The following is an 18,032-nucleotide window of genomic DNA, read 5'->3' on the forward strand; positions in this document are numbered from 1 at the left end:
TCCTCAAAGTAGTCATCAATTAGGTCGTAAAATTTAGATATATCGATCGGCTTGGTTAGGTAGTGATCAAATCCCTCGTTTAACATCGTTTGGCATAGCATTGGCCGATAGCGCGATGCAGGGAGTGCCCTCCAAACTTGGCTCCTGTTTGAGGCGTTTTAATAACTGAAATCCATCCATTCCCGGCATATTGATATCAAGAATAATAAGATCAGGCCGATGGGTTTTAGCCATCTCTAAACCCAGGAAGGGCTCATGAGCAACGACAAGATTTATGCTTTCAAAATCTTCAAAAATATCCTGCATGAGTCGCTGATTGGCTGGATTATCTTCAACGTAAAGAACAACCTTTTCTGATTGGCTCGCTAGATCAGTATTGAGTTGATCATTTTGTACCTTGCCGGATGTGAATGAGTCACTCTTAACCTGGCAGTTAGCCAGTGGTAGCGTTACAGTGAAGGTACTTCCGGTGTGATCGCTTTTCACATCGATCGTACCATTCATATATTCGACAACCTTTCTTGTTAGCGCTAGCCCGACACCGGTTCCCTCTATGCCAGAGTTTTCTGCATTGCTTCGATTGAATGGCTCAAATATATGATCAATCTGATCATCGCTGATACCGATCCCGGTATCCTGAACATGCACGAGTACTGATTGGTCAACCACCTCCCAAGACAACTCAACTGAACCTTGTTGGCGGTTGTATTTAATGGCGTTGGAGAGCAGGTTGATCAGTACCTGTTTGAGTCTGGTGTAGTCTGCCATCGCCTCAATATGCTGTGCGTTAGCTTTAACCAGAATAGAGATACCACTCTTGTCCGCTAGTGGCTGCAGCACCTCTAGGGTTTCATTGGCAACGCTATCGACCAGCGTAGGTTCTAGTGAAATTGAGAGCTTACCCGCTTCAATTTTGGCAAGATCTAAAATGTCATTGATCAGTGTCAGAAGATGCTTACCACTCGAGTTGATTTGGTGCACCTGTTTTGACTGCTTCTCATTGAGAGGGGTCTTTCTATTAGCTTGGAGCAGTTCTGAGAAGCCAATGATTGAGTTCAGTGGTGTTCTTAACTCATGGCTCATAGAGCTTAAGAATTCACTCTTAGCACGGCTTGCATCTTCGATTAGATCCTTCGCTGCTTCAAGCTCCGCTGTGAAACGTTCCCGCTCATTCATCTGACGGTAGAGCTGAATCAGTAAAGAGCAGGTGGCAACAAAGGGTTCTAACCAATTGACCAGCTCATCATTCAGCTCTGATTCTGAGTTGGCAATGGCGATCATGCCTAGCGTTTTATCACCTTGTTTAATAGGCATTCCTAGCAAATTATGCAGAGGAGGGTGTCCATCAGGAAGACCGCGTCGACCCGGTGCTGTGGCGGGTGATTCTGTTAAGACCACCTCGCCTTGAGCAAACACACGACCTAACAGGGATTTCGTGTTGGTTACCCGACTCGAACCTGCCAAGAATTTTTGCATCAAACTTTTCGAATCTTTATCCCAAGAGAGATCAGTTAAAGAGTGAACGATCAGTTCAGGTTCTGACTTGCTTGGATCCACCTCACCAATCAGCGCATATTCGCTATTGGTTAACTCGCGTAATGACTCCTGCAGAAAAGACCATATAGAGTTGCCACTGATCAGCGCTTCATAATCAGTTAGACCTTTGTGAAGTTTATCCAGCAGCATACTTTGTCGCTCTAACTCACGCTCTTTGCGCTTGGTTTCACGAAGATCCGTCACTATCCCAATGAACTCATTTTGAGATTGGTCATCAATAACCACTTCACTGACGGCCAAATGTATGGGTATCAGCTCGCCACTTTTACTGATGGCTGATACTTCACGACCTTCACCGATCACCGAACTGTTGTGAGTGGCATTTTGGCGCTTATCACGGTCGTAATGTTTTAGGTATCCATCATGGTGTTTAGCAATATCCTTAGGCATCAACATTGATATGTTTTGACCTACAAGCTCGTCGATAGAGTAGCCAAATAGAGATTCAGCTTTTTTGTTAGCATCCTCGATAATGCCGCGGTGACTGATCCGAATAACGGCAGCGGCTGCATTCGATACAAGGCTTGATTGCCTAGCCAATTCACGGCGAAGAAGATCACGTGAACTAATAATCTCTCTGTTTTTCTCTTCGTTATCTTTTTGTCGCACATGTAAGGCGATGAGAGCCTCAGCCTGCAGGGCAAAAGAGTTTAGAAGCTCCTTCTGCTCCTCAGTAAACTGGCGTGGCTTTGTATCAATGACACAGAACGAACCTAGACAGAAACCATTAGTGTCGTGTATTGGGGTGCCGCAATAGAAGCGTATGTTTGGCGCTCCGATCACCAGTGGATTATCATGAAAGTCAGGATGTTCAAGGGCATTACGCACCTCGAGTAGTTTGTGATCGTGAACCACATGGGAACAAAAAGCTTCATCACGACCGGTTTCACAAACATCTAATCCGTAAATGGATTTAAACCACTGTCGCTTACTATCTATTATTGAGACAGCGCAGATAGGGGTGTTAAAAATATGGGCCGCCTGAGCTGTAAGCTGATCGAAATAGAGGTCACTGGGCGTATCGAGTAGACCAATGGATTTTAAGCTAGCAATGCGTTGAGTTTCATCTTCAGGGTGAGCGGCGATTCTCATAAAACACCTTTTATCAATCGGTTTAAAGTTCACCCAAACTGCATGTGTCATAAATTCACATATAAGGTGTTTATTAACAAATTAGTACAAAAATAAAAAAGTGCTAAAAAATTTTTGAGGTAATTATGTCTAAGATCTCTCTTCTTGGGGTTGGCCTAATGGGCTTGCCTATGGCAAGGCGCTTGTTGAGTGATGGTGTAGAGTTAACCGTCTGGAACAGAACGCAAGAGAAATGCTTGCCCTTAAAAGGGGATGGCGCCGCTGTTGCCGAAGACCTTAGCGAAGTCGCACAGAGCGATATCATTATTACCATGCTAGCGGATGGCCAGGTCGTCGAAGAGGTTATCTCTATGCTACTGCCTCAACTCACGAAACAGCATCTGGTGATCGATATGAGCTCAACATCGCAAAAAGAGGTCATCAGCATCGCTGAAAAAGTTGAATCAACCGGTGCACGTTTCATAGACGCACCTGTGTCAGGAGGAGTGAAAGGCGCCGAAGAGGGTACACTGGCCATTATGGCAGGAAGTCGTGATGAGCGAACATTCGAAGAGGCCAATGTCGTTTTTTCATCAATGGGGCGAGCCACAAGAGTAGGGGATGTAGGATCTGGTCAGCTATCTAAACTGGCCAATCAGGCTATAGTGGGCGGTACCATCGCTATTGTATCCGAGGCTGTATTGCTGCTGGAACGAGCAGGCGTTGATTCTGAAGCCTTTAGACGCGCACTGTCAGGCGGGTTTGCTGATAGCACCATCCTTCAGTTACACGGTAAGCGCATGAGCGAACGAACATTTGAACCGGGCGGCAAAGTCACAACTCAACTCAAAGATGAGAAAAATGTTCTCGAAGCTGCGCAATCATTGAACTTAGAGCTGCCTGTTACAAAAGCCATTTATGAGCGGTATCAAGATCTTTCTGAGAATATGGGTAAAGGTGACTTAGATCACTCTGCGCTTTTCCTACAGTTACTCAAAATTAATAATTTAGGCTAGAATGCAATAAAACACTCTAGGGGAAATAGCATGCAGGGCAGTAAAGTCGTAAGTAAAAGCGCTTTGAAAGTGTATGTCCGTATGCATGATGGGGCCCGTCTAGTCGGAGCATTCTATCTAGCCCCAGGGGAGCGACTTCAAGATATTATGAATGATGACCGCTCCTTCATCCCACTCTACCTAGACGACACCAAAGAGAACAACCCGGTTGTGATGATATCTAAACGTTATGTCTCTCAAGTTGAAGAGATAAAGGACAGTAGAGACAATTCATCAACAACCACGAACACCAATCGTCCGATGAACTTTACCCTAGCGGATGAGCAAAACTCGCCTGACTCATTAAAAAAATTAGAGCTCGAGTAGCGATTGACATAATTCCTGCTATGTTTTAACTAAAGTTATTAGTTAAAGCAGTGACCATTGAAGCAGAATCGATCAAACAATCATCAAATCGAGTCAGACACGCAATATACAAAGTTGTGTAAAGCCTTTGATTCACTAGATGAATCTCAATTTGATATTGTCATAGACTCTAGTACTGAGAAGGTTCATTTAGATGCCAGGGCTCAGCAGTTTTTTGTCTTATCAACACCTCTACCTCTGAATCAGTTCGACGCTTATTTCACCCCAGCTAATAAACTCATTGAAACGGCACCAATACGGTCTGGCACCAACTTTCGATACAGAGGAATTGATAAAGAGGTGCATCATCTGTCAGCCTATGAAACGAGAACAGAAACTGCGCCTCATTTAAAACATATTCGCTTTAAGCGTATCGATCTCTTTGATCCATCAAAACTGACCGAAATCGAAGAGAAATTGATCAATCAGAGACAATTGTTCGCCATCATCTCTCACGAGATGAGAACGCCTGTCGCTACCCTGCAAATGCTTATTGAAGATCTAGAGCAGGGTGCTCCTAGTCCAAAACATACAGAACAGATGAAAAATACCGTTGATCATCTGATGTCTGTACTGCAGGACATGACGCAAGCCGTTAATCCTGAAAGGGCGCTGCCAATAAGCAAGACAGCATTCCATCCTAATCAGCTATTAATCGATGCTCACTCACAGTTGACAAGGTTAGCTGAGCTCAACGGCATGGTTGTGAAATTAGAGCTCATAGATAACGAAAATATAAGGCTTGAGTCAGATAAACAACGCATAAAAATCATAGCGTTAAATCTGATAAAGAATGCAATACATCACTCTAAAGGCAGCACAATTAATGTGAAGGTTGAGTGGATACAAAGAGTAGATAAGGGTTACTTGGTGCTCACTGTATCTGACGATGGCCAAGGAATACCGAAAGAGGCAACCAATAAGATATTTGAGCCGTTTGAAAGGCTGGGCACAAAGGTTGATGGCAGTGGCCTTGGTTTGTTTATTGTAAGGCAATCACTCAACGAGCTGCATGGCGACGTTGATGTCGATCGAAATGAGCAGGGTGGCGCTCGTTTTGTTGTCAAGATACCTATGGTTGATCTTAATGCAAAGCAGTCTGAGCCAGTGTTTAGACAAGAATCTAAAGATACTGGAGATCTGCTTAAGCGCCTTAACCTACTGGTCGTTGAGGACGACCCCATCATAAGAATGGTCTCTAAAAACCTACTGGGTAAATTAGTAAACCAGGTGGATGTCGCGGAAAATGGCCATCTAGGATACGAAATGGCGACTCGCAAAGAGTATGACCTCATTCTAAGTGATTTCTTTATGCCGGTACTGGATGGCCGGCAAATGATCCAAAAGCTAAGAAAAGAGGGTGTGTCTGTACCCATAGTGGCAGTGACTGCCGCCGTCATGGGGCAGGAGTCTGAGGCACTACTCGATGCCGGTGCGAATAAAGTCATCGCAAAACCCATATCAATGAATACTTTTCTGGAAGTTGTTGAGCAGTGTGTTGCTAGATAACAGCTCGTCTTATCTATATAGTACGTATTTTAAATATGTATTATGTATCAAATGACCAGTATAAAACGCGAACAAGTCTACGAAATTGCCGACGAACTGCTAAGGCAGGGCATCAAACCCACCCAACAAAATGTCAGAGACAGACTCGGGTCTGGCTCATTAACCACAATTAACAAAGCACTCAATGAGTGGTGGAGCGGGTTAGGGCAGAGATTAGACGCGCAAGCCAGTGGCTACGATCTTCCAGAGCCTGTTATTAAGCTCGCCAGCAAGATCTGGACGGATGCGATTGCCTACGCAAACCGAGCCAGTGAAAGCAAGCACAAAGAGGCTGACGAAGAGCGCAAGAAACTCACAGAAGAGCTGTCAACAATTGACAGTAAATATACCCAACAAATAGTTGATTTAAATACTATTATTAGCGAAAGAAATAACGAGATCAGCAAGCTTAAAATGGAATTGAACCAGGCTGTAACCAATCTTGGTAATGAGCGAGATCAGTCATACAGGGCAGCCAAAGCCTTAATGGATGCTGAGACCAAGCTAAAGCAATCCGAAGCGGGCGTACACAACAATGAGGGCTTGCTTGAAGCACAAGTACGGTTGAAAATACAGGCCGAAGAGATTGCGCGCCTTAATGCTGAAGTGTTGAGATTATCGACAGAAAACGCGCAGCTGAAGCTTAAATAGAGACCGGAAATAGCATGCTCATTCACGTTAAACCCTGTGCGGACACCGATAAGCTCAAGAAAATTGTTACCAACAGCAATCCTGGAGACAATATCAATGTCTCTAGCTTGCAGCAATTTGAGCAGCTCAAAGGGCTAATCATTGATGCAAGGGCGATAGATCTTAAGCTATCACTGATTGATGATGATGGTTATGTGCTAAAACAGATCTCCACTAAGCGTCGAGATATCCAGAGTAGCGCCGCAAAGAGCCCAGGCTTCACAGCACGCCAAATGTCCGTTATCTCTGCGCTAGAGCGCGTCATGACGCTTCTCGACAAGGAGGGGATCAACCTAATCGGCTACAGTGACGAGCTGGTCGCAACCATTGCAGATGACTCATCATTGCAAACTGGTGAGCTTGCTATCGACATAGACACCAAGGGCATCTACAAAGGCGCTTTGTAAGGTTCTTATTCGCTTTGTGGCAAAAGATAGAGGTAGGGATCTCCTGCCTTTTATTTATAATACTATATTTAACATAATATATATTATACGTATCTTTATATATCGTTATTGCGGTAGCTATGTTTAGGTAATTATTCGCTAACCTATTACTGAAAGACCGATAAAAACCATCAGATCAACACATCTAATAGCGCCTAAAAAGAATCAATCACCACCCTTAAGGCTTAATAAGCACTGAAAACCGATTGACCCCAACCAAACCATTGGCTGTTGATAGTTGTGTTAATCAATCTGAGGATCACTTGTGTGCAAACAATCACATTCAGAGCTTGTAGCGCCTTCCGTCATATATTTGCGTAAGGGTTAAAAACAGTTGAGCTTATCTAACCTTTAACGAAAATTGCCTTATCTCCTTTATTTAAATATTTAAAAACAGCTGTTTACCGAACAAAACAATAATCAACCTTATTTTTATACCCCTTTATCTTCGCGCGTATCTAAGCCTGCTAACCGCCGTTATTTGGCTCTATTAAAATGATTCATGATGCTTTTAGGTGAGGATTGATGCGGTTTTTCAGTGTGGATAACTTTTATGAACTGCTTTAAATCAGGTATGATTAATCCCTTATTTTTATTAAGGAATTTCCGATGTCAGACTCATACCCAGCTTGCCCTGAATGCTCCTCTCCATATGCCTATGAAGATCAAGGACAACTTGTCTGCCCTGAATGCGGACATGAGTGGGATCCCAATGCAGCGGCTGAGTCTGAAGACCTGCTGATTGTTAAAGATGCAAACGGTAATCAGCTGCAAGAAGGTGATTCTGTAACCTTGATTAAAGATCTTAAAGTCAAAGGTGGTGGTACAGAGAAAGTTGGCACTAAATTCCAAGTGCGACGTTTAGTAGACGGGGATCACAATATCGATTGTGGCAAATTGATGCTGAAATCAGAGTTCGTTAAAAAGGCCTAAAGTATTAAGGTGTAAGGCTTTTGGCCTGACACCCTGCCCTGACTGTTTAGTTCCCAGTTTCAACACCCCTATTGGGATCTCTAATCCACTCAGACCAGGATCCTGGGTAGACACTGACTGGTGGCAATCCCGCCAACTCAATGCAGAAACGACTTAAACAAGCGGTTACACCAGAACCACACATCAGGATTGGGTCCTGCGCTTTATAGTCACCCAGCTTGTGGCGATAGATCTGTTGTAGTTGGTCTGCAGATAGAAATTGTCCTTCAGCGTCGTAGTTATCAGACAGTGGAATGTTCTTTGCGTTTGGAACATGCCCTGCGACCGGATCAATGGGTTCTACCTCACCTCTGAAGCGCTCGGCTGCACGTACATCCGCAATAATACGATCCTTCAGTTTAGAAGCCTTAATAACATCATCAACATCAACAACGGATTCCAAACTCTCCTTAACCGTCAAATCACCCTTTTGATTTATATTAGGCGCTTCTGTTGTGACCTTTCCGCCCTGCTGTTTCCAAGCGTTAATGCCACCCTCAAGAATAGCCACTGATTCATGGCCTATCCATCGACACATCCACCAGAAACGAGCCGCAAACAGACCAGCCGAATTATCATAGGCAACCAGCTGTGTATTCTCAGAAACACCGCAGGACCTTAGAAACTGTGCGAACGACTCCTTTGATGGCAATGGGTGTCTTCCGCTTGTGGATGTGATTGGAGAGGACATAACCTCATCTAAGTTAACGTAAATAGCATCTTCAATATGCCCTTCATCGTACTCTTGCTGCCCTGTTTCTGGAGTCATCAGATCAAAACGGCAATCAAAAATAACCGTTTCACAATCCAATGAAATCAACTCTCTCGTACTCATTAACGTCGTCAAAGGGTTAGTCACTTTCTGTTCCCTGCTCTATGATAAATGGATAAGAAATTTAACATTTGATTAATCTCTTCGTGTTAAGTTAAAGCAAATAGATTGAGGTGTATATGGGTATTATAACTGGTTTTTTTGATTTCATTCTGAGCTATCTACCGGGCGTTATCCTTCTGATTTTTGTCTCTGGCCTTATCTTGCTTTATGTCAGTGATCGTCATCAGGTTGACCACACCATTCGTCGTAACTACCCCGTTGTTGGGCGACTACGTTACATGTTTGAGGAGATGGGCGTCTTTTTCAGGCAGTATTTCTTTGCTCAAGATCGTGAGGAGATGCCCTTTAACCGTGCCGATAGAACTTGGGTTTATCAGGCGGCTAAGCAGGAATCTACTCTTCAAGCCTTTGGTTCTACGCGCCTTCAACATGAAGGGGATGTTCTCTTTGCGAACTCGGTCTTTCCCTACACGGGCAATGAAGAGCCTCAACAACAGGTATTTGGCCCCTACTGTCCCAACCCCTACGCCACAGACAAGGTGTTTCATATTTCAGGTATGAGCTTTGGTGCTATTTCAAAACCCGCTGTCAAAGCGCTCGTTGCAGGCGCACGTGAAGCCGGTATCTGGATTAACACGGGTGAAGGAGGAGCTTCCACAGAGCATCTTCAAGGTGGAGCGGATGTGGTCTACCAAATTGGTACCGCAAAGTATGGCGTACGTAACTCAGATGGCTCATTAAGTGAAGAGAAGCTGAAGGTGGTTGCAGAAAACTCAAATGTGAAAATGTTTGAGATTAAGCTCTCTCAGGGCGCCAAGCCCGGCAAAGGCGGCATACTGCCGGCTGACAAAGTGACTGCAGAGATTGCTGCACAGCGAGGCATTCCTGAGGGTAAAGCCAGCATTTCGCCTCCTACCCATCAAGAAATTCAGAGTTATGACGACCTTTACAATTTCATAAGGCACGTCAGATTAGTGACCGAAAAACCTGTAGGTATCAAACTCTGTGTGGGTAATATTTCAGAGTTCAGGGAGATGCTTACCGCCTTAACGAGTAGAGCTTCGGCGGCTGCCGCAGATATAGCTGATAGCCAATCAAAGCAAAGCGCGTTTGATGATGTGATTAACGCCTATGCCCCTGATTTTATCACTCTAGATGGGGGTAACGGCGGTACAGGGGCAGCGCCCATGTCTCTTATCGATGCCGCGGGTATGAACTTGCAAGAATCACTCCCCTTAGTCTCTAACATTCTGACTGAGTTAAACCTAAAAGAACGGATAAAATTGGTCGCCTCAGGCAAGTTGATTACTCCTGTTGATGTAGCTTGGGCCCTTTGTGCCGGTGCAGATGCTGTCACAACAGCCCGAGGCTTCATGTTCTCGTTGGGATGTATACAAGCTTTGCAGTGTCATAAAAACTCCTGTCCAACCGGAATCACGACGCATGATAAGCGACTTCAAGCGGGTCTAGATCCCGTCAACAAATCAGTTCGTGTTGCTGCTTATGCTAAAGAGATGCACAAAGAGCTTGAGACCATCGCTAAGAGCTGTGGGGTCTCTTCCCCCTCTAAACTGAGCCGAAAAAATGCTCTGATCTACACCTCTAATCAACACGCTAAGCCAATGGATGAAGTGTATCGATAGTTTTTGACCTGATATTGATTTTGATCATACATCTAATCCTTGATACACATTAGAATTATCTAATATTAATCAATTAAAGGGATTTTTATGTCGAATCGCAAAGTCGATACCGTCATCATTGGTGCTGGAACGGCTGGTTTATACGCTCTTTCAGAAGTCAAAAAGAGCGGTCGTTCCTGGCTGTTGATTCAGGGTGGTGAAGATGGAACCACTTGCGCTCGCGTTGGCTGCATGCCTTCGAAAGTACTGTTAAAAACCGCTGAGTTATTCAGTAGTAGAGATCAGTTTGAAAGCCAAGGTATTTTAGGCAGCTCGCATCTTGAGTTGGATCCTGTCGCTGTAATGACGCACCTTAGGAAGATGCGCGACATGTTCACAAATGGTGTACGCGGACGCACCACTGAGAGAATGGATGATAACCATTTAATCCGTGGTTATGCTGAATTCACAGGTAAAAATAGCCTTAGGGCTAACGGCCAAGATATCACGTTTAATAATGCTATCGTCGCTACTGGGTCATCCCCTGTTATACCTAAACCTTGGCAGGACTTTGCTAACCTATACACGACAGACACTTTTTTTGAGATCGAGAAACTCCCCTCATCAATTGCCATCATAGGGATGGGTGCTATAGGCCTAGAAATGGGTCAAGCTTTAAGTCAATTGGGTGTTCGTGTTGCAGGTTTTGATCAAGCTCAAACGGTTGCCGGAATTCAAGATAATGAACTACTCGAGGATGCACTAGAATCACTATCCACGTATTTCCCAATCCACCTTGGGGAGCCCGTGACCCTTAATCAAAATGATTCTGGCGGTGTCAATGTTATATGCAACGGCATTGAAGAGTCGTTTGATGCGGTCTTGCTCGCACTGGGTCGACGCTCAAACAGTTTGAAAATGAACCTTGAAGCAGCGGGAGCAGCTATCTTAGATGGACAGGTGAGCTTTAATGAGCAGACAATGGGCGTCGAGGGTACATCACTTTATATTGCAGGTGATGCAACCTCAGAACGCGCGGTTATGCATGAAGCTGCTGATGAAGGTCTGATTGCAGGCTATAACGCTAATCAAACAACCGCTAAAAGGTTTAAACGCAAAACAGCGCTTGGCATTGTCTTTACACAGCCAAACATTGCACGTGTCGGCAATTTAGTCGAGGATGAAACGACTCTCTCTTCTCTCGTTAAACTGACAGCTAACGGGCGAGCAAAGGTTAAACACGCCACTGTTGGCGGTATAAAGATAATCGCAGATAGAGAGACAGGGACTATTAGAGGGGCCGAGATTGTCTCGGTTGATGGTGAGCATCTGGCCCATTTAATGGCCTGGGCGATTGAGCAAAAACAGACAGCAATGCAGCTATCCAAAATGCCGACATACCATCCTGTGGTCGAAGAGGCTCTATCAGCCTGTATCGACTCACTCACTCATCAATTAAATCCTAACAAGAGCATAGCCGAGCAAAAATTAAGCATTTTGGATTAATGGGTTGTTCTATGCAGTTCAGATACCCTCTCCTCTAAGGTTTGGGTATCTATCTGCATCAACAGATCCCAGCTTAAGCGGCGGTACTTGTAAGTCGGTAGTTTAAAGCCATATTCATCAAGAATGTGCCCATTCATAATCGATGGCTGTGAGCGGTAGTCGGCCCATATTTTACCGGGGCAGTTTGGATCAAAACGAAAATTGATCTGAAGTGCGAATTTCGCTCCCTCGCCATTCACCCATGAAGATATAGTCGTCAGGATATCTTTACCATCTTCATCGATCTGCTCCGTGATCCATACATCGTTCAGGTTACATTGGCTGTTAGTTAAGCTATCAACATTAAAAACCGCTTGATCCGTTAGCGACTCACAGATTTGTCTATTCATAATGCACCCTTAAATTCGTCCAATATCTCTGTTGATCTATACAACCCATCAACTAGCAATCAGCGTGCCAACTTTAATTATTTAAAGAGGACTAGAACTGATTGACGCTCTAGACCGTTCGGTCTAGTATGGCTAAAAATTGGCTATACACTTTGCTATGAATGACTTAAGCGCTAAAGAGAAGCTGTTACGAATAGGCACCGAGTTAATGACCTCACAGGGTTTTGCCTCAACGCCGCTCGACAAGTTACTTAAACAGTCCGGGGTACCAAAGGGCTCTTTCTATCACCACTTTGGTTCTAAAACTGGCTTTGGGTTAGCGGTAATCAAAAGTTACAACGAATTCTTTAAGCATCAACTGAATAAGCAGTTTCTAAATGCCGATCTATCCCCTATTGAGCGATTAAAAGCCTTTGTTACCTCCGCCGCTAATGGAATGCAGAAGTACAACTTTCAACGCGGCTGTTTGATTGGCAATTTAGGGCAAGAGATTAGCGCGTTGGATAATGATTTTCGTAATGCGATTGAATCGATTTTTAATCAATGGGCTGATTTAACAAGTGATCTATTTGAGCTAGGTAAACAAGCGGGACAAGTTGTTCGAAGTGCCGATTCTTCTCAACTCGCTCAAGCGTTTTGGATCGGTTGGGAAGGTGCTGTGTTGCGAGCAAAACTTCAGCAGTCAGCCACCCCGCTCTACCTGTTTTTTAATCAATTTATATCCAGTCGAACCTTTCTAGAGGAGTATCCATTCGATGAAAGCCATTCTCATTAACAAAGACGAAACAGCTGGTTACACCTGCAAACTCTCTGAGGTAGATGAAGCGCAGCTTCCAGAGGGTGATGTTCTGGTGCAAGTTGAGTACTCAACCCTTAACTATAAAGATGGTTTAGCCATTACGGGTAAAGCGCCTGTAGTCCGCCGCTTTCCAATGGTTGCCGGAATTGATTTTGCAGGCACCGTTATCGAAAGCACAAACAGTCGTTTCCAAGCCGGCGATCAAGTCATTTTGAATGGCTGGGGTGTTGGCGAAACCCACTGGGGTGGTCTAGCAGAGAAAGCGCGAGTGAAAGCCGATTGGCTAATCAAGAAACCTGAAGCACTCAGCGCAGCCCAAACAATGGCCATTGGCACGGCAGGTTACACTGCAATGCTCTGTGTACAAGCGATTCAATCAGCAGGTATTACACCCGAGTCGGGTACGGTGCTGGTGACGGGTGCCAATGGCGGTGTCGGTAGCTTTGCGCTTCGCATTTTGAAACAACTTGGGTACACCACCTGTGCATCAACAGGACGCCCTGAAGAGGCTGAGTATCTTAAATCATTGGGCGCATCTGAAATTATTGATCGTGCCGAGCTCTCTGAGCCGGGCAAACCTCTGCAAGCTGAACGCTGGGCAGCGGTTATCGATAGCGTGGGTAGTCATACTTTGGCGAATGCCTGTGCTCAAACCCAGTGGGGTGGCGCTGTGGCTGCCTGTGGCCTGGCACAGGGCATGGATCTGAAAATGACCGTTGCTCCGTTCATCTTGCGCGGGGTATCGCTTTTGGGTGTCGACAGTGTGATGCAACCTATCGCTCAACGTGAATTCGCTTGGGCGGCTCTTGCAGAGATTATCAATCAAGATGATCTTAACACCATGACCAACGAGATCACTCTAGATCAGGTCATCGAAACAGGGGCTGCTCTACTGGAAGGTAAAGTGCGTGGCCGCGTTGCAGTGAAGATTTAAAACATGGAAAACAGATCACTCATCTATGTTATGGACCCGATGTGCTCCTGGTGCTGGGCCTTTTCAAAGACGTTAGATAACTGGCTGCAACAGCATCCCGATCTCGACGTACTTTGGGTGATGGGTGGTCTGGCACCAGACTCTGATGAGCCTATGCCGCAATCGATGCGTGAGGCGATCGCATCGACCTGGCAACGGATTGAGTCTCAAACAGGTACTCGCTTCAACTACGATTTTTGGACTCGCAATACACCAAGACGATCAACCTACCCTAGTTGTCGAGCCGTCATAGCAGCCGGTGAACTTCATCCACAGGGTCGACAACTAATGAGCAAAGCCATTCAGCAGGCTTACTACCTAGAGGCTAAAAATCCATCTGATACAAACATCCTGATTGAGTGCGCCGCGTCGATTGGGCTTGATGAAATTCAGTTTGCTGAACTGCTAAGCAGTGAACTGATAGACTCAAAATTGAACAGTGAACTAGAGTTTTGCAAATCCCTAGGCGTTCAAGGTTTTCCTGCCCTACTTTTGGTCAACAATGAATCGATAACACCCCTAGCCTTAGGTTATTCAACCCTCGATAAAATCGAGAAGCGTTTCCGAGAGACGCACTAAGCGTTCAATATCATCTAAGACTCTAACCCTTTAATCTACCAAACTTCTAGCTAAAACGACTCATCTCCATTAGCATTATCGATCGCGAAATTTCAGACTCTTTTATTACCCATGGAAATTATTAATTTCACACCTTACAGTGCACTCCTTGGTGGTGCCTTAATTGGCCTGTCGGCTGCCGTTCTTCTGCTTTTTAAAGGGAGGATAGCGGGTATTTCAGGGATAGCCGGTGGTGTTATTCTTCCCGAAAAAGGTGATATCCCATGGCGTATTCTATTTTTAGTCGGCTTAGTTGTAGGCGGTGTGCTTTACCAATTATTTGGCATCTCACCTGGTGTAGAGAGCATTCAGCCCGTTACTGGAAAAGTGGGTTTGATCCTTGCCGGTCTTTTGGTCGGCATCGGCTCAGCACTTGGCACTGGCTGTACCAGCGGCCATGGCATATGTGGTTTGGCTCGTAGAAGCTTTAGATCTCTTGTAGCAACGCTGATCTTTATGCTGACAGCGATGATAACAGTGTTCATTGTTCGCCATCTTGTAGGGGGCGCTTAATGAACATTAAATCCTTACTAGTCGCTTTGATATCAGGCACCCTATTTGGTCTTGGTCTCTCTGTAGCCCAGATGATCGATCCCGCCAAGGTGGTCAACTTTCTTGACGTTACAGGGCAATGGGACCCCTCATTAGCCTTTGTCATGGCAGGAGCCTTAGCTGTAAACATAGTGGCTACACCCTTGATTCTAAAGCGAAATAAACCGGTCTGCGACACACTATTCAGAACACCACTTAAGGAACAGATTGATCGCCGCCTGATACTTGGCGCGGCTCTGTTTGGCGTGGGTTGGGGAATCGCTGGCTACTGCCCAGGCCCAATGATCACCGCGGTCAGCTTTGTTAACAGTGATATTTTGATCGTGTTAACAGCTTACGTTATCGGCACACTGTTAACACGCCTGTGGATGCGCAAACGAGAATCACACCTGTCTGAGCAAGAGCGACAAGCTCAATCCTGTATTGAGTAGTAGATATTTACTCTAAACCCAGGAAACCGCCGGTTTGATGGGCCCAGAGTTGCGCATAGATCCCACCGGAATTGAGTAGCTCTTGGTGTGTCCCCTGCTCCACAATTTGCCCTTCATCGATCACAATCAGTCGATCCATTGCTGCAATGGTTGATAGACGGTGCGCAATGGCGATGACGGTCTTACCTTGCATCAATTGGTAAAGACTCTCTTGAATAGCGGCCTCCACTTCAGAGTCCAAGGCGGACGTTGCTTCGTCTAGGACCAAAATAGGCGCATCTTTAAGCAGCACACGCGCGATGGCGATGCGCTGACGCTGCCCGCCGGACAGTTTGACGCCACGTTCACCCACTTGCGCATCCAAACCACGATTACCCTCAGGGTCTGTTAGGTCATTAATGAACAGATCCGCTTGAGCCTGCTTTAAGGCTTTCAACAGCTCCTCCTCACTGGCATCAGGGCGTCCATAGAGAATGTTCTCGCGAATCGTTCGGTGCAGTAGAGATGTATCTTGAGTGACCATGCCAATCTGCGCTCGAAGCGAGTCTTGCGTCACATCGGTAATGTCGACACCGTCAATTTTAATCTGACCAGAATGCAGGTCGTAAAACCTCAACAGGAGATTAACCAGCGTTGATTTACCGACACCTGAGCGCCCCACAATACCGACTTTCTCTCCCGGATTGATGTGTAAGCTCAATTTATTCAGCACAGGCTTTTCGACATCATAGTTGAACTGAATCGCATCAAACTCAATCTCGCCATTCACGAGCGCCAATTCAGACGCGTCAGGCTTGTCAATGATATCGATCGGTTTAGAGAGCGTTCTCATGCCGTCAACTGAGCTTCCGATATTCTCAAACAGCATGCTGATCTCCCACATAATCCAGTGAGAGATGCCACTTAATCGCAGAGAGAGACTCACCGCGATCGCTATCGCACCCACTGTAACAATTGAGTCTGACCAGAGATAAATGGAAACGCCGGCAACACTAAAGGTCAGAAGGTAATTGATGAGGTTAACCAGCACGTTAAACCCGGTCCCTAAGCGCATTTGGCTGTAGACCGTTTTTAGGAAGCCATCCATGCTCTCTTTGGCATAATCTGACTCACGCTGAGTGTGGGCAAACAGCTTTACCGTGCTTATGTTGGTGTAGCTGTCGACAATACGGCCTGTCATCACTGAACGAGCATCGGCCTGCTCAGTCGCAACCCGCTTTAACTTAGGAATAAAAAAGAGTTGAATGCCGATGTAGCAGATCAACCAAACCAGCATGGGAATCATTAGGCGCCAGTCTGATTGAGCCACCAGCACCAACATACTGATAAAGTAGACCAGCACATAGACCATCACATCCAAGAGTTTCATCACTGCTTCCCTAACGGAGAGCGCTGTCTGCATCACTTTGGTCGCTATACGACCCGCAAAGTCATTCTGATAGAAGCTGACACTCTGTTTAAGCAGGTATCGGTGAGACAGCCAGCGAATCGCCATTGGATAATTACCCAACAGGGATTGGTGCATCACCAAAGAGTGGATTAGCGTTAGCAACGGGAACAGGATCAATAGCACAGCTGCCATCATCCAGAGTTCTGAGCTCTTTTCAGAGAGCAACTCAGCTGGTGTCATGGTCGAAATCCAGTCAACCAAATCACCCATAAAACTGAATAGAACCGCCTCTAGAATCGCAATGGAAGCGGTACTTAACGACAGGATTAACAGCGGAATCTCAAACCCTTTGGTATAAAAACGCATGAACGCAAACAGCGTTGAAGGGGGCTGTAATTCACCCTGTTCTGGGTAGGGCTGAGTAAAACGCTCAAAGAGTCGAAACACAGTAAAAACCTTAAGCTAACAGATTGAGATCGGTAAAAACTTGACCCACAAGATCAAGTCGTTAGAGTAACAGAACAGCCCATCAAACGGGTGGTATTTATACCCTTCAGTAGAGATCTACTATGAACCAAGATTCAAACACCGGCGCCATTCGTCAACGTAACCGCCAACTCATTATTAACGCTGCGGTACGTGAATTTGCCCAAAAAGGATTTTCAGGCACCACCGTTCAATCCATAGCGGATAGAGCCGAGCTTCCAAAGCCCAATGTACACTACTACTTTGGCTCTAAAGAGGCTCTCTACCAAGAGGTGTTAACACACATTCTTTCACTTTGGGATGGATCCCTCGATCTACTGGTCGCCGAAGATGATCCTAAAGCCTTCATCACGGAATATATCTCTAAAAAGATCACCTTTTCACGCGAAAACCCAGAAGCTTCGCGTATCTTTGCAGCGGAAGTGATCAACGGCGCACCGCATATGAAAAAACGCTTCGGTAAGCAGTACCATGAGTGGTTTACCGGCCGTTGTGACATCATCAAACAGTGGCAATCAACAGGCAAGGTTAATCCTGACCTCTCTGCAGAGCATCTACTCTTTATCATCTGGGCATCTACCCAACACTACGCCGATTACGAACTTCAAGTGAAGGCCGCTCTGGGGCAAAGACGACTCAATTTAGAGGTCTATGATCAGGCTGAGAAAACGCTAACGGCATTGGTTCTTGCAGGTATGCAGATCAGCTAAACGCCTTAGTTAAGGT

Annotated in this window: 18 protein-coding genes; 14 read left to right on the forward strand and 4 right to left on the reverse strand. The window is 45.5% G+C overall.

Going from position 1 to position 18,032, the window contains the following annotated elements:
* Nucleotides 1-66: 66 nt before the first annotated feature.
* On the reverse strand, nt 67-2,649 hold the full coding sequence (locus XMD530_RS09030) for an ATP-binding protein (RefSeq protein ID WP_173507069.1): 2,583 nt from the start codon (nt 2,647-2,649) through the stop codon (nt 67-69).
* Nucleotides 2,650-2,774: 125 nt separating this feature from the next.
* Here XMD530_RS09030 and XMD530_RS09035 point away from each other — a divergent pair, with 125 nt between their 5' ends.
* The 6 genes from XMD530_RS09035 (at nt 2,775) to XMD530_RS09060 (ending at nt 7,666) form a co-directional block, all read left to right on the forward strand.
* On the forward strand, nt 2,775-3,644 hold the full coding sequence (locus tag XMD530_RS09035) for an NAD(P)-dependent oxidoreductase (protein ID WP_173507070.1): 870 nt from the start codon (nt 2,775-2,777) through the stop codon (nt 3,642-3,644).
* A 30-nt stretch (nt 3,645-3,674) separates the two neighbouring features.
* A complete protein-coding gene (locus XMD530_RS09040; protein WP_173480932.1) occupies nt 3,675-4,010 on the forward strand; it encodes a hypothetical protein in 336 nt (111 codons plus the stop codon).
* 57 nt (nt 4,011-4,067) lie between these two features.
* Entirely contained in the window at nt 4,068-5,558 is a 1,491-nt protein-coding gene (locus tag XMD530_RS09045; protein WP_173483953.1) for a hybrid sensor histidine kinase/response regulator, read from the forward strand.
* A gap of 42 nt (nt 5,559-5,600) precedes the next feature.
* Nucleotides 5,601-6,248, forward strand: a complete 648-nt coding sequence (locus XMD530_RS09050) for a DNA-binding protein (protein ID WP_173495570.1) — start codon at nt 5,601-5,603, stop codon at nt 6,246-6,248.
* Nucleotides 6,249-6,262: 14 nt separating this feature from the next.
* On the forward strand, nt 6,263-6,694 hold the full coding sequence (locus tag XMD530_RS09055) for a response regulator (protein WP_173480935.1): 432 nt from the start codon (nt 6,263-6,265) through the stop codon (nt 6,692-6,694).
* Nucleotides 6,695-7,342: 648 nt separating this feature from the next.
* On the forward strand, nt 7,343-7,666 hold the full coding sequence (locus XMD530_RS09060; RefSeq protein WP_173488863.1) for a zinc ribbon domain-containing protein YjdM: 324 nt from the start codon (nt 7,343-7,345) through the stop codon (nt 7,664-7,666).
* A gap of 46 nt (nt 7,667-7,712) precedes the next feature.
* Here XMD530_RS09060 and XMD530_RS09065 read toward each other — a convergent pair whose 3' ends face one another.
* Entirely contained in the window at nt 7,713-8,564 is an 852-nt protein-coding gene (locus XMD530_RS09065; RefSeq protein WP_173488862.1) for a sulfurtransferase, read from the reverse strand.
* A 92-nt stretch (nt 8,565-8,656) separates the two neighbouring features.
* On the opposite strand from XMD530_RS09065, the gene XMD530_RS09070 reads away from it, so the two are divergent.
* Complete coding sequence (locus XMD530_RS09070; protein WP_173488861.1) at nt 8,657-10,183, forward strand: FMN-binding glutamate synthase family protein; 1,527 nt, start codon at nt 8,657-8,659, stop codon at nt 10,181-10,183.
* 87 nt (nt 10,184-10,270) lie between these two features.
* The gene (locus XMD530_RS09075; protein ID WP_173480939.1) at nt 10,271-11,668 is read left to right on the forward strand and encodes a dihydrolipoyl dehydrogenase; all 1,398 of its coding nucleotides are present in this window, start codon (nt 10,271-10,273) and stop codon (nt 11,666-11,668) included.
* Here XMD530_RS09075 and XMD530_RS09080 read toward each other — a convergent pair.
* Complete coding sequence (locus XMD530_RS09080; protein ID WP_173480940.1) at nt 11,665-12,057, reverse strand: hypothetical protein; 393 nt, start codon at nt 12,055-12,057, stop codon at nt 11,665-11,667. The two genes, XMD530_RS09075 and XMD530_RS09080, sit on opposite strands and share 4 nt — an antisense overlap.
* Nucleotides 12,058-12,214: 157 nt before the next feature.
* Between XMD530_RS09080 and XMD530_RS09085 the strand changes: the two genes are divergently transcribed.
* From XMD530_RS09085 to XMD530_RS09105, 5 genes are all read left to right on the forward strand, one after another.
* On the forward strand, nt 12,215-12,832 hold the full coding sequence (locus XMD530_RS09085) for a TetR/AcrR family transcriptional regulator (RefSeq protein WP_173507071.1): 618 nt from the start codon (nt 12,215-12,217) through the stop codon (nt 12,830-12,832).
* Nucleotides 12,813-13,790, forward strand: a complete 978-nt coding sequence (locus tag XMD530_RS09090; RefSeq protein WP_173480942.1) for an MDR family oxidoreductase — start codon at nt 12,813-12,815, stop codon at nt 13,788-13,790. The genes XMD530_RS09085 and XMD530_RS09090 overlap by 20 nt, the downstream gene beginning before the upstream one ends.
* Before the next feature lie 3 nt (nt 13,791-13,793).
* On the forward strand, nt 13,794-14,408 hold the full coding sequence (locus tag XMD530_RS09095; RefSeq protein WP_173507072.1) for a DsbA family protein: 615 nt from the start codon (nt 13,794-13,796) through the stop codon (nt 14,406-14,408).
* A 111-nt stretch (nt 14,409-14,519) separates the two neighbouring features.
* On the forward strand, nt 14,520-14,960 hold the full coding sequence (locus XMD530_RS09100; protein WP_173480944.1) for a YeeE/YedE family protein: 441 nt from the start codon (nt 14,520-14,522) through the stop codon (nt 14,958-14,960).
* Nucleotides 14,960-15,430 carry a YeeE/YedE family protein gene (locus tag XMD530_RS09105; RefSeq protein ID WP_173480945.1) on the forward strand — a complete coding sequence of 157 codons (471 nt, stop codon included), beginning with the start codon at nt 14,960-14,962 and terminating at the stop codon, nt 15,428-15,430. Before XMD530_RS09100 ends, XMD530_RS09105 begins: the two co-directional genes overlap by 1 nt.
* Before the next feature lie 7 nt (nt 15,431-15,437).
* Here XMD530_RS09105 and XMD530_RS09110 read toward each other — a convergent pair whose 3' ends face one another.
* Nucleotides 15,438-17,267, reverse strand: a complete 1,830-nt coding sequence (locus tag XMD530_RS09110) for an ABC transporter ATP-binding protein (protein ID WP_173507073.1) — start codon at nt 17,265-17,267, stop codon at nt 15,438-15,440.
* Between the two features lie 122 nt (nt 17,268-17,389).
* Here XMD530_RS09110 and XMD530_RS09115 point away from each other — a divergent pair, with 122 nt between their 5' ends.
* Complete coding sequence (locus XMD530_RS09115) at nt 17,390-18,016, forward strand: TetR family transcriptional regulator C-terminal domain-containing protein (protein ID WP_173482499.1); 627 nt, start codon at nt 17,390-17,392, stop codon at nt 18,014-18,016.
* Nucleotides 18,017-18,032: the final 16 nt, after the last annotated feature.

Source organism: Marinobacterium sp. xm-d-530, from assembly GCF_013283365.1.
Lineage (GTDB): Bacteria > Pseudomonadota > Gammaproteobacteria > Pseudomonadales > Balneatricaceae > Marinobacterium_E.